The sequence below is a fragment of the Thermocrispum agreste DSM 44070 genome (genome assembly GCF_000427905.1).
Taxonomy (GTDB): Bacteria; Actinomycetota; Actinomycetes; order Mycobacteriales; family Pseudonocardiaceae; genus Thermocrispum; species Thermocrispum agreste.
Map to the genome: position 1 here is coordinate 44,278 of NZ_ATYX01000010.1, position 14,099 is coordinate 58,376.

Annotated in this window: 13 protein-coding genes; 5 read left to right on the forward strand and 8 right to left on the reverse strand. The window is 68.5% G+C overall.

Features of this window, described 5'->3' with window-relative positions:
• The first annotated feature begins 78 nt into the window (after positions 1–78).
• Positions 79–1,104, forward strand: coding sequence for a coiled-coil domain-containing protein (locus YWY_RS0108795; protein WP_051310095.1), 1,026 nt, complete (start codon positions 79–81; stop codon positions 1,102–1,104).
• Positions 1,105–1,446: 342 nt separating this feature from the next.
• Here the strand turns inward: YWY_RS0108795 and YWY_RS0108800 are convergent, their stop codons facing one another.
• From YWY_RS0108800 to YWY_RS0108825, 6 genes are all read right to left on the reverse strand, one after another.
• Positions 1,447–2,724, reverse strand: coding sequence for a thymidine phosphorylase (locus tag YWY_RS0108800; protein ID WP_028847318.1), 1,278 nt, complete (start codon positions 2,722–2,724; stop codon positions 1,447–1,449).
• A complete protein-coding gene (locus tag YWY_RS0108805; protein ID WP_038044867.1) occupies positions 2,721–3,113 on the reverse strand; it encodes a cytidine deaminase in 393 nt (130 codons plus the stop codon). Before YWY_RS0108805 ends, YWY_RS0108800 begins: the two co-directional genes overlap by 4 nt.
• Positions 3,110–4,408, reverse strand: a complete 1,299-nt coding sequence (locus YWY_RS0108810) for an ABC transporter permease (RefSeq protein ID WP_028847320.1) — start codon at positions 4,406–4,408, stop codon at positions 3,110–3,112. The genes YWY_RS0108805 and YWY_RS0108810 overlap by 4 nt, the downstream gene beginning before the upstream one ends.
• On the reverse strand, positions 4,405–5,697 hold the full coding sequence (locus tag YWY_RS21020) for an ABC transporter permease (RefSeq protein WP_051310082.1): 1,293 nt from the start codon (positions 5,695–5,697) through the stop codon (positions 4,405–4,407). Before YWY_RS21020 ends, YWY_RS0108810 begins: the two co-directional genes overlap by 4 nt.
• A complete protein-coding gene (locus YWY_RS21025; protein ID WP_038044869.1) occupies positions 5,694–7,280 on the reverse strand; it encodes an ABC transporter ATP-binding protein in 1,587 nt (528 codons plus the stop codon). Before YWY_RS21025 ends, YWY_RS21020 begins: the two co-directional genes overlap by 4 nt.
• Positions 7,281–7,376: 96 nt before the next feature.
• Positions 7,377–8,438: a BMP family lipoprotein gene (locus YWY_RS0108825; protein WP_211227510.1), complete on the reverse strand. Its 1,062-nt coding sequence runs from the start codon at positions 8,436–8,438 to the stop codon at positions 7,377–7,379.
• Positions 8,439–8,887: 449 nt separating this feature from the next.
• Here YWY_RS0108825 and sdhC point away from each other — a divergent pair, with 449 nt between their 5' ends.
• Genes sdhC through YWY_RS0108845 form a run of 4 tightly spaced genes read left to right on the forward strand, consistent with a single transcriptional unit; the run spans position 8,888 to position 12,318 of the window.
• Positions 8,888–9,316: a succinate dehydrogenase, cytochrome b556 subunit gene (gene sdhC, locus YWY_RS0108830; RefSeq protein WP_084609131.1), complete on the forward strand. Its 429-nt coding sequence runs from the start codon at positions 8,888–8,890 to the stop codon at positions 9,314–9,316.
• Entirely contained in the window at positions 9,316–9,723 is a 408-nt protein-coding gene (locus YWY_RS0108835) for a succinate dehydrogenase hydrophobic membrane anchor subunit (protein ID WP_028847323.1), read from the forward strand. Before sdhC ends, YWY_RS0108835 begins: the two co-directional genes overlap by 1 nt.
• Positions 9,724–9,751: 28 nt before the next feature.
• Positions 9,752–11,539 (forward strand): succinate dehydrogenase flavoprotein subunit, encoded by a 1,788-nt coding sequence (sdhA, locus tag YWY_RS0108840; protein ID WP_028847324.1) that lies wholly within the window; start codon positions 9,752–9,754, stop codon positions 11,537–11,539.
• Positions 11,539–12,318, forward strand: a complete 780-nt coding sequence (locus tag YWY_RS0108845) for a succinate dehydrogenase iron-sulfur subunit (protein ID WP_038044870.1) — start codon at positions 11,539–11,541, stop codon at positions 12,316–12,318. Before sdhA ends, YWY_RS0108845 begins: the two co-directional genes overlap by 1 nt.
• A 153-nt stretch (positions 12,319–12,471) precedes the next feature.
• Here YWY_RS0108845 and YWY_RS21030 read toward each other — a convergent pair whose 3' ends face one another.
• Both YWY_RS21030 and YWY_RS0108855 read right to left on the reverse strand, forming a co-directional pair.
• The gene (locus YWY_RS21030) at positions 12,472–13,482 is read right to left on the reverse strand and encodes a glycoside hydrolase family 16 protein (RefSeq protein WP_051310083.1); all 1,011 of its coding nucleotides are present in this window, start codon (positions 13,480–13,482) and stop codon (positions 12,472–12,474) included.
• Positions 13,483–13,691: 209 nt separating this feature from the next.
• A complete protein-coding gene (locus tag YWY_RS0108855) occupies positions 13,692–14,042 on the reverse strand; it encodes a hypothetical protein (protein ID WP_028847326.1) in 351 nt (116 codons plus the stop codon).
• Between the last annotated feature and the right edge of the window lie 57 nt (positions 14,043–14,099).

Genomic DNA, 14,099 nt, shown 5'->3' on the forward strand with positions numbered 1-14,099 from the left:
AATCTCTCAGCACCCCCTATCGCGCCGACGAAGGTCAACGCCGTGAACGAGAACTCGATTGCCCCGTCCTTCGACAAGATGCGCAACATGCTGGTGCGCGCTGCCGAAGTGCGGGAGAGCGAACAGCAGCAGATCTTTGACGCACTGGACGACATCTACGCCCGGCTGGCTCCGGTCGAGTCGCTGGGTGCGGTCCGCAAGCGCCTGTCCGAGCTGCCCGACCGCACCGAGGTCGGGGTGCTCGCCGAGCGCCTGGACGAGGCGATGTCGCGCCTGGAGGCGCAGGACAACGCCATTGCCGCGGTGACGCGAGCGATCGAGAACGTGGTGGACCGGCTCGCCAAGCCGTTCGCGCAGCTGGACGGCAGGCTGGACGGTGTGGCCGGCCGCTTCGAGGGCGTCCAGGGCAAGATGGAGGGCCTCGAGGACAAGCTGCAGAACATCCACCGCAGGCTGGACGAGCTGGACGGGCACCTGGACAAGCAGGACTCCCGGCTGGAGAACCTGCCCAGCACGGTGTACGGGATGGTGCGCGAGCGGATCGAGCTGGCCGAGAACACGCTCCGCGAGCGGCTCGACGCGGTCGACAACGAGGCCAAGGCGCGCACCGAGGCGTTGGAGGCCGAGCTCAAGGAGCAGCTGGCCGCATCGACCGAGACGCTGCGCAAGAGCGTCGACGACGCCGCCCAGGCGATCGACCCGACCGAGCGGCTGGACGCCATCACCGCGAAGCTGGACGCGCTCGCCACCGCCGTCGAGCAGCTGGGCAAGCGGCTCGACGCGGTCGAGGAGAACGTCACGACCCGGTTCGGCGACCTGGACGGCATCGTCAAGGCCAAGTTCGCCAGCGTGGAGAACGCGGTGAAGGAGCGGCCGGACACCGAGTCGCTGGACGACCTGGTGCGCAGGCGCAACGAGGAGTCCGAGCGGCACATCGGTGCGCAGCTGGACGAGGCGATGGCCACGTTCGCCGAGCTGATGCTGGGCGGCCCGCCGCAGACCTCGATGATGCAGGCACCGCCGCCCCGCCAGCCGCGCCGCACCCGTCAGGCCAACGCGCGGCGCAACGGCGCGAAGAAGGAGGCCGAAGCCACCGCGGAGTGACCATGCGGGCGACGGCCACGTCGCCGAGCCCGGTCACCGAGACCACGACGACACCTCAGCCGTGGGAGCATCCCGCGGACGCCTCACCCAAGGCCCGCGCAGCCGTCAGCTGGCGGGCCTTTCGGCTGTCTGGGGCCGCGGCCACGGAGGCCGATCGCGCGCCCAGCACGAAGTGTGGCGCGGCACTGCAGGCTCAGTTCCTGACGGCTGTTTCGCCAACGACGTCAGCCACGACCACGCTCAGGCCGCTGGCGAGCTCCACGACAGATCCAGCGCGGCCGCTCACGGCGAACCGAGCGACGGTGTAGGCCGGAGCCCACGGGGGTCAATGACCGGCTGAGCTCAGCGCAGGACGTCCAACACCAACGGCGGCCGCTCCACGTCCGCCTCCGCAGCAATGCGTATCCCGTCGAGAAACGCCTCTCGCGCGGCCGGAACGAGCTCTGGGGTGTCCGTGTGCAGCTCGGCAATGGGTTGCCCGGCGGAGACCGTTTCCCCGCGCACGGCAAGCAGCTTGACCCCGGCCGCGGACTGCACCGCATCACCCGGAGCCGCCCGCCCGGCGCCCAGTCGCCACGCCGCCACACCGACGGCCAGCGCGTCCACCTCGGCCAGCACACCGTCCGCCTCGGCGGTGACCACCTCGACGTGCTTCGGCCGCGGCAACGGCGCCTCTGGATCGCCGCCCTGCGCCCGGATCATCCGCGCCCACACCTCGTAGGCCTGCCCTGACGCCAGCACGGCCGCCGGGTCCACGTCGTCCAACCCGGCAAGGCGCAGCATCTCGCGCGCCAGCACCAGGGTCAGCTCGACGACGTCCTGCGGGCCGCCGCCCTGCAGCACCTCCACCGCTTCGGCCACCTCGACCGCGTTCCCGGCCGTCCGGCCGAGCGGGGTCGACATGTCGGTCAGCACGGCGGTGGTGGCCACCCCGTGCGCCTGCCCGATGGCCAGCATGGTGCGGGCCAGCTCTCTGGCCTGCTCCGTGGTCTTCATGAACGCGCCGGACCCGACCTTGACGTCCAGCACCAGCGACTCCGGCCCGGACGCGATCTTCTTCGACATGATCGAGCTGGCGATCAGCGGGATGGACTCCACGGTCGCCGTGACGTCCCGCAGCGCGTACAGCTTGCGGTCCGCCGGGGCCAGCCGGTCGGACGCCGCGGCGACCACCGCGCCGACCTCGCGCAGCTGAGCCGCCAGGTCGGGCACGTCCCCGCTCCAGCCCGGGATGGCCTCCAGCTTGTCCAGCGTGCCGCCGGTGTGCCCGAGGCCGCGCCCGGACAACTGCGGCACGGCCGCGCCGCACGCCGCCACCAGCGGCGCCAGGATCAGCGTGATCTTGTCGCCGACGCCGCCGGTGGAGTGCTTGTCCACCGTGGGACGGTCCACGTCCAGGGTCAGCTTCTCCCCGGAGGCGATCATCGCGGCCGTCCACCGGGAGATCTCCCCGGCGTCCATGCCACGCAGGAAGATCGCCATGGCCAGCGCCGACATCTGCTCCGGCGCGACCTCCCCGCGGGTGTAGGCGTCGATCACCCAGTCGATCTGGTCGTCGGACAGCCGCCCGCCGTCCCGTTTGGTGCGGATGATGTCGACAGCGCTGTGGAATCGGCTCATGGCAGATCCTGAGGTCCGAACGCGTCCGGCAGTACCTCCGACATGGGCAGCACGCCGCGCGGGGTGTCCAGCAGGCACTCCGGGCCACCCAGCTCGTAGATGATCTGCCTGCACCGGCCGCACGGCATGAGCAGCTCGGCGTCGCCGCTGCGGCACGCCACGGCCACCAGCCGCCCGCCGCCGGTCAGCCGCAGCTGCCCGGCCATCGTGCACTCGGCGCACAGGCCGACCCCGTAGGAGGCGTTCTCCACGTTGCAGCCGATCACCACCCGGCCGTCGTCGACCAGCGCGGCGACGCCGACCTTCAGCCTCGAGTACGGGCTGTACGCGTATTCGGCGGCCTCGACCGCCGCGGCCCGCAGATCGGGCCAGTTCACCTGCACAGTCATGACTTGATGTAAGGAACGCCGTTGGCCGCCGGTGGCCGGATCCTCCCGACCAGCCCGGCCACCGCGAGGATGGTCAGCAAGTACGGGGTCATCGCCATCAGCTCGCTGGGGATCGGGAACCCGATGATGCCCAGCACGCTCTGCAGGTTGTCGGCGAACCCGATGAGCAGCGCGGCGAACACCGCCCCGATCGGGGTCCACCGGCCCATGATCATCGCGGCCAGCGCGATGAACCCGGCACCCGCGGTCATCTCCTTGCTGAAGATGCCCTGCTGGGCGAGCGTGAAGAACGCCCCGCCGAAGCCGGCGATGGCCCCGCCGATCAGCACGTTGCGGAAGCGGACCGAGTTGACGTCGATGCCCGCGGTGTCCGCGGCCTCCGGGTGCTCGCCGACCGCGCGCACCCGCAGTCCCCATCGGGTGTGGAACAGCGCCACGTGCACCACCGCCACCACCACGTACATGACGTAGACGATGATCGTCTGGTTGAACAGCACCGGGCCGATCACCGGGATGTCGGACAGCAGCGGGATCTCCAGCTTGCCGAACTTGCCCGGCGAGTTCCACGTCTCCTGCTCCGGCCCGAGCAGCGAGCCGTAGAGGAAGTTGGTCACCCCGTACACCAGCACGTTCAGCACGACGCCGACGATGATCTGGTTGACGAAGTACTTGATGGTGAAGATCGCCAGCAGCCAGGCGACCATCACGCCTGCGATGGGCGCGGCGATCAGCCCGACCCACAGGTTGCCCGACAGCGAGGCGACCACACCGGACAGGAACGCACCGAACAACAGCTGGCCGTCGATGGCGATGTTGATGACGCCGGAGCGTTCGCCGACCATGCCGCACAGCGCGCCGAAGATGAACGGCACCGCCAGGGCGAGCGCGCCCTGCAGCAGGCCGGTCAGGGAAATCGCCGCCCCGCCGACCGCCCAGGACAGAAACGACAGCACGAACAGGATGCCGAACACGATCGGCAGCCACAGCGGCGTCCGCCTGCCCTTGCTGGTCAGCCAGAACGCGTAGGCGGTGGCCAGCAGGCAGCCGACGGCCAACACGATCGACGTCGGCTTGGCGGGCACGGCGAGCGGATCCAGCTGGATCGCGTCGGTGCGGGTGGACAGCCCGAACGTGGCGGTCTTGCCGCCCTCGGCGAAGATCCCGAACACCAGCAGCGCCAGCAGGCCGAGCACCAGGTAGGCGATCGGCGGGCCCCAGTTGCGCCGCAGCGCCAGCACGGTCTCGCTGTCCGGCTCCACCCGCTCCGGCTCGGTACGTGTCGCGGTCTCGGTCATGCCAGCCCCCCGCTGCCCGGCGCCACCGGGGTGGTGGCGCGCACCTTCAGTCGGAACACGGCCCGCACCAGCGGCGGAGCGGCGATGAACAGCACGATCAACGCCTGCACCACGAGCACGATGTCGATCGGTGTCTGCGTCTGCGCCTGCATGGTGGTCGCCCCGGCGCGCAGCGCGCCGAACAGGATCGCCGCCAGCACCGTCCCGACCGGGCTGGACCGGCCGAGCAGCGCCACCGTGATGGCGTCGAAACCGAGCTGCTCGGCGATCGATGTGTGCAGGTGCAGCGACGTCCCCATCACCTGGGTGGCGCCCGCGATGCCCGCCAGGCCACCGCAGATGAACATCACCATGGTGTAGCTGCGCGGCACGGAGATGCCCGCCGTGGTGGCGGCGTGCGGGTTGAGCCCGACCGCCTTGAACCGGAAACCCATCGTGCTGCGGTTGAGCAGCCACCAGGTGTAGACCGCGGCCAGCAGCGCGAACAGCAGACCGAGGTTGAGCCGGGAGCCTTCGATCGGCCGCCACAGCTCGGCGGTGGGCAGCATGAACGGGCTGCGCGGCAGGTCCTCGCCCTCCCGCTGGAACGCGTCGGTGGTGAGCAGGTAGGCCAGCAGGAACAGCGCGATGTAGTTGAGCATGATCGTCACGATCACCTCGTGCGCGCCGCGCGTGGCCTTGATCAGCCCGGCGATCCCGCCCCAGACCGCACCGCCGACGAAACCGGCGAGCATCGCCACCACGATGTGGATCACCGGCGGCAGCTGGACCGCGAAGCCGATGTAACCGGCCAGGATGGCGCCCAGGATCAGCTGGCCCTGCGCACCGATGTTCAGCAGGCCGGTGCGGAACGCCAGCGCCACCGCCAGGCCGGCCGCGATCAGCGGCGTGGCGTAGGTCAGGGTGTCGGCGAACGGCCGCAGTGCCCGGCCGACGGTGTACTCGTCGAAGTCGATGATCGCCCCGGAGAACATCGCCGCGTAGGCCTCGCTCGCCGAGGTCCACGCCGCCGCGAACGTGTCGCCCGGGCGGGAGAAGAAGTAGCTCGCCGCCGCGTGCACGTCCGGGTCGGAGACCACGATCAAGATCGCGCCGATGAGCAGCGCCAGCACCACCGACAGGAACGTCAGCGCGGTGCTTCCGGTGGTCAGCTCACGCAGGAAACGCTGACCGATCGAGGGTTCTTCCTCGGTCCTGTTGTCCGGCTTCGGCTCGGTCGCGGTGGCCGCGGCGGAGTCGCGGCCACCGTCCTGCGCTTGCGCGTCCGGACGCTCGTCCTGGTCAGTCACTTCTCGTCCTCGTCCTGCTTGGTCAGCAGTTCGTCCGCGTGCTCGATCAGCGTCGGGTGCTCCTCCGCCTGCTTGTCCGCCTCCTGCGGGGGCACCCCGGCCATCATCAGGCCGAGCACGTCACGGTCGGTGTCGCCGGGCACGATGCCGACGACCTTGCCCCGGTACATCACCAGCACCCGGTCGGCCAGCGCGCTGACCTCGTCCAGCTCGGTGGACACGATCAGCACCGCGGTGCCCTTGTCCCGTTCGGCGATGATCCGCTTGTGCACGAACTCGATCGAGCCCACGTCGAGCCCGCGGGTCGGCTGGGCGGCGATCAGCAGGCGCAGCGGACGGGACAGCTCGCGCGCGATGACCACCTTCTGCTGGTTTCCGCCGGACAGCGTCTTGGCCAGGGTGGCCGCGCTGCCGGTGCGGATGTCGAACTCGGCGATCCGCTCGGCGGCGTTGGCCTGCACCGCGGACGGCTTGAACAGCGGGCCGGCGGCGAACGGCGGCTGGTCGTGCAGGTCCAGCACCAGGTTGTCGGCCACCGAGAAGTCGCCGACCAGGCCGTCCACCTTGCGGTCCTCGGGCACGAAACCCACCCCGGCGCGCAGCACCTGCCGCACCGAACGGCCGAGCAGCTCCTTGCCGTCCAGCTTCACCGAACCGGTGGCCTTCGGCAGCAGCCCCAGGATCGCCTCGGTCACCTCGGTCTGCCCGTTGCCCTGCACACCGGCGATGGCCAGCACCTCACCCGCGCGGACGTCGAACGAGACGTCGTCGACGACCACGTAGTCCCGGTCGTCGACCACGGTCAGCCCGTCGACGTCCAGCACCACGTCACCGACGTTGGGCGGCTGCTTGTCGACCGCGAGCGTCACCGCACGCCCGACCATCAGTGACGCCAGCTCGGCCTCCTCGGCGGACGGGTCGGCCTCGCCGACCACCTTGCCGTGCCGCAGCACGGTGATCCGGTCCGCCACCGCGCGCACCTCGCGCAGCTTGTGCGTGATGAACACGATCGACGTGCCGTTGGCCTTGAGCTGCCGCATGATCTCGATCAGCTCGTCGGTCTCCTGCGGCGTGAGCACCGCGGTCGGCTCGTCCAGGATGAGCACGCGCGCGTCCCGCACCAGCGCCTTGATGATCTCCACGCGCTGCTGCACGCCGACTGGCAGATCCTCCACCACGGCGTCCGGGTCGACGTCGAAGCCGAACTTCTCGGAGATCTCGCGCACCCGCCTGCGCGCGGTCTCCAGGTCGAGCAGGCCGCCGGTGCGCACCGGCTCGGCGCCCAACATGACGTTCTCCGCCACGGTGAACACCGGCACCAGCATGAAGTGCTGGTGCACCATGCCGATCCCGGCCGCCATCGCCTCGCTCGGGCTGTTGCAGCTCAGCGGCTTGCCGTCGACCAGCACTTCGCCTTCGTCCGGCTGCAGCAGGCCGTAGATGACGTTCATCAACGTCGACTTGCCCGCACCGTTCTCGCCGAGCAAGCAGTGGATCTCCCCCGGCTCGACGACCAGATCGATGTGGTCGTTGGCCACCAGGGACCCGAACCGCTTGGTGATGCCGCGCAGTTCGAGTTTCACCGTGCCCTGCCCCGCTCCGCAGTGATCATGGTTCTCCTTCCGTGCACGTGCTTGCGGCGGGGGCGCCATGGCCCCCGCCGCAGCGTGCGCCGACTGCTAGAAGGCAGCGTCGGACTCCACCTTCAGCTCGCCCGAGATGATCTGCTCGCGCAGCTGGTCGATCTCCTGCTTGGTCTCGTCGGAGATCTCGTCCTCGAAATCGTGGTACGGAGCGATCGAGACGCCCTCGTTCTCCAGCGTGCCGATGAACGGCTCGTTGGAGAAGTTGCCCTCGGCCGCCTCGGCCGCCGCGTCCTTCACCGCGACGTCCATCCCCTTGACCACACTGGTCAGGATGATGTCCTTGTACTTGGACAGCGACTCGTAGCCGTCGGTGTCCACCCAGATGATCAGCGCGTCGCCCTGCTCCTTGGCGGCCACCGCGGCGGACTCACCGATCGGGCCCGCCACCGGCATGATGATGTCCGCGCCGTCGTTGAGCAGGTTCTCCGAGATCTGCTTGGCCTTGTTGGCGTTGGAGAAGTCGCCGACGAACTGGCCGTCCTGCGTCTTCTTGTTCCAGCCAAGCACCTGGACGTTCTTGTTCTTTTCCTTGTTGTAGTGCTGGACGCCGTCGTAGAAGCCGTCCATGAAGATGGTCACGGTGGGGATCTTCGCCCCGCCCCAGGTGGCCACCTTGCCGGTCTTCGACTGCGCGGCGGCCAGATAGCCGGCCAGGAACGCCGCCTCGTGGGTGTTGAACACCAGCGGCTTGACGTTGTCGATCGGGGTCGGCTTGCCGGACTTGTCGGTGTAGAGGAAGTCGACGATGGCGAACTTCTCCTCCGGGTTGGCCTCCGCGGCCTGCTTGGTGGCGTCCGCCAGCAGGAAGCCGACGGTGACGATCAGGCCGCAGTCGGCCTTGACCATCTGGTCGACGTTCGGCTCGTAGTCACTGGCCGCGTTGGACTCGGCCAACCGCGGTTTGGCGGTGATGCCCTCCTCGGCGGCGTCCAGCAGACCCTTGTACGAGGTCTGGTTGAACGACTTGTCGTCCGGGCCGCCTTCGTCGGTGACCATGCAGGGGACGAAGTCCGATTCGCCGTTGGCCTGCCCGCCGCCGCCACCTTCACCCGGCGGCTCACCGCAAGCCGCGGTCGCCAAACCGACTGCCGCCACCGCGGCGACCAAACGCATTGTGTGTGTACGACGCACCGCGCCTTCTCCCTCCCCGCTCGGTTTGCGAGCGGTCCAGTTCTCAAGTGCCAAGCACAAGCCTGGAACGACCGGGAAGGCTACCTGCCCGATCGAACGATCTGGGAACGGACGACCCTGCGTAATCGAATCGTTGAGCCAAAGCGTCCTCGCGGAGTACAACAGACGACGCTCAGTAATGAGTTGGTGGCCGTTGCGTCATCATCGGCCCGCCGCAGAGCACCCGCTCGATTGTTCTTCGCCCGTCGCCGCCCATCGGTTTCCCGCCCGGGCGGCGCGCTCACCTGGGTGTCTGTTCGGTCACACCGATCAACCCACCACAAGGCCGAAAGCCCGATGCGGGTCTAGCATCCGGGCATCACAGTTCCGTTCGACTCTCGTTCGTCCAACGAAGGGCTGGAGGCGGTTCCCGAATGACCACCACGGCTAGTCCGCCCACGGGGGCCGGAAACGCCCGCCGCGGCAGCGGCACCCTTTACCTCGGCGACCCAGGCATGTGGTCGTGGGTGCTGCACCGCATCACCGGCGTTCTGACTTTCTTCTTCCTGTTCGTGCACGTGTTGGACACCGCGCTGGTGCGCGTTTCCCCCAGCACGTACGACGAGGTCATCTCCTCCTACAAGACACCGCTGGTGAACCTGCTCGAGGTGGGGCTGGTCGGTGCCGTGCTGTTCCACGCGCTCAACGGCCTGCGTGTCATGCTGGTCGACTTCTGGTCCAAGGGACCGCGCTACCAGCGGCAGATGCTGTGGGGCATCGTCGTGGTGTGGCTGCTGGTGATGATCCCCGGCACCTACTTCATGCTCGAGCGCACCATCTCCGAACTGTTCGGGGGTGCCTGATGGCTGACACGATCGCTCTGGACCGTCCCCGCTCCCGCAGGCGGCCTGCCGCCCGCCGCAGCAACTTCGAGCTGTACAGCTGGCTGTTCATGCGGATCTCCGGCCTGCTGCTGGTGGTCCTGGTGCTCGGCCACCTGTTCATCATGAACATCCTCGACGGCGGCGTGCACCGGATCAACTTCGCGTTCGTGGCCGGCCGCTGGTCCTCGCCGTTCTGGCAGTTCTGGGACCTGCTGATGCTGTGGCTGGCGCAGCTGCACGGCGGCAACGGGCTGCGCACCATCATCGACGACTACGCGCGCAAGGACAGCACGCGATTCTGGCTGAAGATGCTGCTGTACGTCTCGATGGTGGTCATCCTCGTGCTCGGCACGCTGGTGATCTTCACCTTCGACCCGAACATCTGACACCCACCACCACGGAAGCGAGAAGACCATGCAGGTTCACAAGTACGACGTGGTCATCATCGGCGCGGGTGGTGCGGGCATGCGCGCAGCCATCGAAGCCGGTCAGCGGGCTCGCACCGCGGTGCTGACCAAGCTGTACCCGACCCGGTCGCACACCGGCGCCGCGCAGGGCGGCATGTGTGCGGCGCTGGCCAACGTCGAGGAAGACAACTGGGAGTGGCACACCTTCGACACGGTCAAGGGCGGTGACTATCTCACCGACCAGGACGCCGCGGAAATCATGGCCAAGGAGGCCATCGACGCGGTGCTGGACCTGGAGAAGATGGGCCTGCCGTTCAACCGGACCCCGGACGGCAAGATCGACCAGCGCCGGTTCGGCGGGCACACCCGCGAGCACGGCAAGGCGGCGGTGCGCCGGGCCTGCTACGCGGCCGACCGCACCGGCCACATGATCCTGCAGACGCTGTACCAGAACTGCGTCAAGCACGGCATCGAGTTCTTCAACGAGTTCTACGTGCTCGACATCGCGCTGACCGAGACCGCGGGCGGACCGGTGGCCTCGGCGGCCATCGCCTACGAGCTGGCCACCGGCGAGATCCACGTCTTCCACGCCAAGTCGATCATTTTCGCCACCGGCGGTTTCGGGAAGGTCTTCAAGACCACGTCGAACGCGCACACGCTGACCGGTGACGGCATGGCCATCTACTTCCGCAAGGGCCTGCCGCTGGAGGACATGGAGTTCTACCAGTTCCACCCGACCGGTCTGGCTGGCCTGGGCATCCTGCTCACCGAGGGCGCCCGCGGCGAGGGCGCGATCCTGCGCAACGCCGACGGCGAGCGGTTCATGGAGCGTTACGCCCCGACCATCAAGGATCTGGCGCCGCGGGACATCGTGGCCCGGTCGATGGTCAAGGAGGTGCTGGAGGGCCGCGGCGCCGGGCCGAACAAGGACTACGTGCTGCTGGACTGCACGCACCTGGGCCGCGAGGTGCTGGAGACCAAGCTGCCGGACATCACCGAGTTCGCCCGCACCTACCTGGGCATCGACCCGGTGCACGAGCCGGTGCCGGTGTACCCGACGGCGCACTACGCCATGGGCGGCATCCCGACCACGGTGCGCGGCGAGGCGCTGCGGGACAACGAGCACGTGGTCCCCGGCCTGTACGCGGCGGGCGAGTGCGCGTGCGTGTCGGTGCACGGGGCCAACCGCCTGGGAACCAACTCGCTGCTGGACATCAACGTCTTCGGCAAGCGCGCCGGGATCGCCGCCGCCGAGTACGCCAACTCGGTGGACTTCCCCGAGCTGCCGGACGACGCGGCCGAGTTGGTGTCCACCATGGTCGGCAAGCTGCGGGAGTCCACCGGCAGCGAGCGGGTGGCGGTGATCCGCACCGAGCTGCAGGCCACCATGGACGCCAACGCGGCCGTCTACCGCACCGAGGACACCCTCAAGCAGGCGCTCAACGACATCCACGCGCTCAAGGAGCGCTACGGCAGGGTGGCCATCCAGGACAAGGGCATGCGGTACAACACCGACCTGCTGGAGGCCATCGAGCTGGGCTTCCTGCTCGACCTGGCCGAGTGCCTGGTGAACGCGGCGCTGGCGCGCAAGGAGTCGCGCGGCGGGCACGCCCGCGAGGACTACCCGGACCGCGACGACGTCAACTTCATGCGGCACTCGATGTCGTACAAGCAGTTGCCGGACGAGCCGGACCCGGACGCCCCGCTCGGCCTGAGCGGCTTCACCGCCGACATCCGGCTCGACTACAAGCCCGTCGTATTCACCCGATACCAGCCGATGGAGCGGAAGTACTGATGGCTGCACCCGCTACTGCCGAATCCACCACGCATCCCTCCGGCATCCCCGCTCCCGAGGGCTCCGTCGAAGTGACGGTGAAGATCCACCGGTTCAACCCGGAGCAGGACGAGGCGCCGCACTGGGAGTCCTACGACGTCCCGGCGCTGCCCACCGACCGGGTGCTGAACCTGCTGATCAACATCAAGTCCTACATCGACGGCTCGCTGGCCTTCCGCCGCTCGTGCGCGCACGGGATCTGCGGCTCGGACGCCATGCAGATCAACGGCATCAACCGGCTGGCGTGCAAGGTGCTGGTGAAGGACCTACTGGCGAAGAAGGGCAAGACCACCATCACGGTGGCGCCGCTGAAGGGCCTGCCGCTGCTGAAGGACCTCTATGTGGACATGGAGCCGTTCTTCGAGGCGTACCGGTCCATCAAGCCGTACCTGATCACCTACGGCAACGAGCCGACCAGGGAGCGCATCCAGTCGCCCGCCGAACGGGCGCAGTTCGACGACACCACCAAGTGCATCCTGTGCGCGGCGTGCACCACGTCGTGCCCGGTGTACTGGGCGGACGGCAGCTACTTCGGCCCGGCCGCGATCGTCAACGCGCACCGGTTCATCTTCGACTCGCGGGACGAGGGCGCCGAGGAGCGGCTGGACATCCTCAACGACGCCGAGGGTGTGTGGCGCTGCCGCACCACGTTCAACTGCACCGACGCGTGCCCGCGCGGCATCGAGGTCACCAAGGCCATTCAGGAGGTCAAACGGGCGCTGCTGTTCCGGCGGACCTGATCTGCCGGGCGCACCACCAGCGCATACCGAGAAGGCGGAGCGTCACCTCGAGCGAATCGAGGGACGCTCCGCCTTGTCGTGTGTCCGGAATCCGGGTGTCCGGATGCCGATCCGCCGAGTCGGGTCAGCGGATCGCGCCCGTGACGGTTCCGCTCAGTGGTGGCCCTTCCCGCCGAACTTGCCCTTCCCCGAGGGAAGCGTGGACACCTGCACGTAGTCGACGACCATCGGGTGCCCTGGCTGGGTCTCCGGCACCGGGGTCGGATGGCCGGCGACGCCGTTTGGGAAGCCGCCACCCATCGCGAGGTTGAGCAGGATGAAGTAGCCCTCGTGGCCGGTGATCTCGGTCCAGGCCTGATCGCCGATCTGGCCCCTCGTCACCGTGTGGTAGTGCACGCCGTCGACGTACCAGCGCAGTTCGTCGCGCGCGTCGTCCCACTCGAACCGGTAAGTGTGGAAGTTGCCCGTGCACGCCGTGCTGAGGCAAGGGCTGGTGGCGCCGATGCCGTTGGTCTCGTCGCACGGGCCGCCTTGCTGGATGCCGCAGTGCAGCACGCCCCACACCTGGTTGAGCCCGTTGACGTTCTCCATGATGTCGAACTCGCCGATCCGCGGCCAGTTCCAGTAGTCCCCCCGGTACGGGGCGCCGAGCGCCCAGAAGGCCGCCCAGTACCCCAGCGCTTGCGTGCCGGTCACGGTGGGAAGCTGAATCCTTGCCTCGATCGCCAGCACACCGTTCTTCGGCGGTCTGAAGTTCTTCCGCTTGGTCTCGATGCGAGCCGACGTCCAGTGGCCGGAGTCGTCACGGCGCGGCGTGATCCTCAGGTAGCCCGCCCCGTCCAGCGCCACGTTCTCCGGGTTCGCCGTGTACTCCTGGATCTCCCCGGTGCCCCAGTTGTTCGGGCCACCCGGGTAGCTGTGCCCGGTGTCGATGATCCACTTCGCCGGCGACGGCGGCGCGCCTGCCGGGCCGTTGAAGTGGTCCTCCCACACCACGCGCCAGAATTCGTGCGGTGGGCCTGCCGGTTTGCCGTGCGGCGCTCCGGCCTCGGCCGCCGGGGTGGCGAACACCAACGCCGCGGCTGCAACCGCCGGAATCGCCAGGATCTTGCGGGATCGGGATCGGGATCTTCTGGTGATTCGAGGCAAGACGGACACTGACATCGACCTCCTGGCCACGATCGTGACACGCCCATTAACACGATCGAATGAACGTTGTCCGTGTATACCGCCCAGTAGGTTCACATGGGCAACGTTGGCCTTCTCGGCCAGGAGAATCGCCCGAATTGCCAGGCTTGCGCGCCAGGTCCGCCCGCCCCCCGGGGGGGGGCGCCCGCGCGATTCGGTGCCGCGGGCGTGTGCCCGGTTCCCGGTCAGCTCCAGAACACGGCCAGGCCGACGTTGACCACGACCAGCGCGCCGAGCGTCGGGTTCAGCCAGCGCGGCGCGGCGGGCTTGCGCAGGAAGGCGATGGCCAGCGCACCGATCACGACGAGCACCAGCAGCTTGATCCCGATCTTGATCGGGTTGTACGAGACCTCGTCGTTGAGCGGGTCCAGGCCCATCAGGATCAGACCGGTGAGCAGCTGCAACCCGGTGCCGTGCAGCCAGCCCTTGTTCACCGGGGCCTGCGGGCCCGCCTTGGCTTGCAGCATGAACGTGCCGATCAGCAGCGCCATGCCGAGCAGATGCAGGAACACCAGCAGCAGCCGCAGGAACTCCATGGTGGGACCTCGCTTGTCGTTGTCGGGGTTGCCGCGATAGTAGCCCCGCCGATCATC

Bases quoted from the DNA above. Each gene is read 5' to 3' on its own strand.
- YWY_RS0108795 (WP_051310095.1), top strand. From the start codon at position 79: ATGCGCAACATGCTGGTGCGCGCTGCCGAAGTGCGGGAGAGCGAACAG.
- YWY_RS0108845 (WP_038044870.1), top strand. From the start codon at position 11,539: ATGGCTGCACCCGCTACTGCCGAATCCACCACGCATCCCTCCGGCATC.
- sdhA (WP_028847324.1), top strand. From the start codon at position 9,752: ATGCAGGTTCACAAGTACGACGTGGTCATCATCGGCGCGGGTGGTGCG.
- YWY_RS0108835 (WP_028847323.1), top strand. From the start codon at position 9,316: ATGGCTGACACGATCGCTCTGGACCGTCCCCGCTCCCGCAGGCGGCCT.
- sdhC (WP_084609131.1), top strand. From the start codon at position 8,888: ATGACCACCACGGCTAGTCCGCCCACGGGGGCCGGAAACGCCCGCCGC.
- YWY_RS0108855 (WP_028847326.1), bottom strand. From the start codon at position 14,042: ATGGAGTTCCTGCGGCTGCTGCTGGTGTTCCTGCATCTGCTCGGCATG.
- YWY_RS0108810 (WP_028847320.1), bottom strand. From the start codon at position 4,408: ATGACCGAGACCGCGACACGTACCGAGCCGGAGCGGGTGGAGCCGGAC.
- YWY_RS0108805 (WP_038044867.1), bottom strand. From the start codon at position 3,113: ATGACTGTGCAGGTGAACTGGCCCGATCTGCGGGCCGCGGCGGTCGAG.
- YWY_RS0108800 (WP_028847318.1), bottom strand. From the start codon at position 2,724: ATGAGCCGATTCCACAGCGCTGTCGACATCATCCGCACCAAACGGGAC.
- YWY_RS21030 (WP_051310083.1), bottom strand. From the start codon at position 13,482: ATGTCAGTGTCCGTCTTGCCTCGAATCACCAGAAGATCCCGATCCCGA.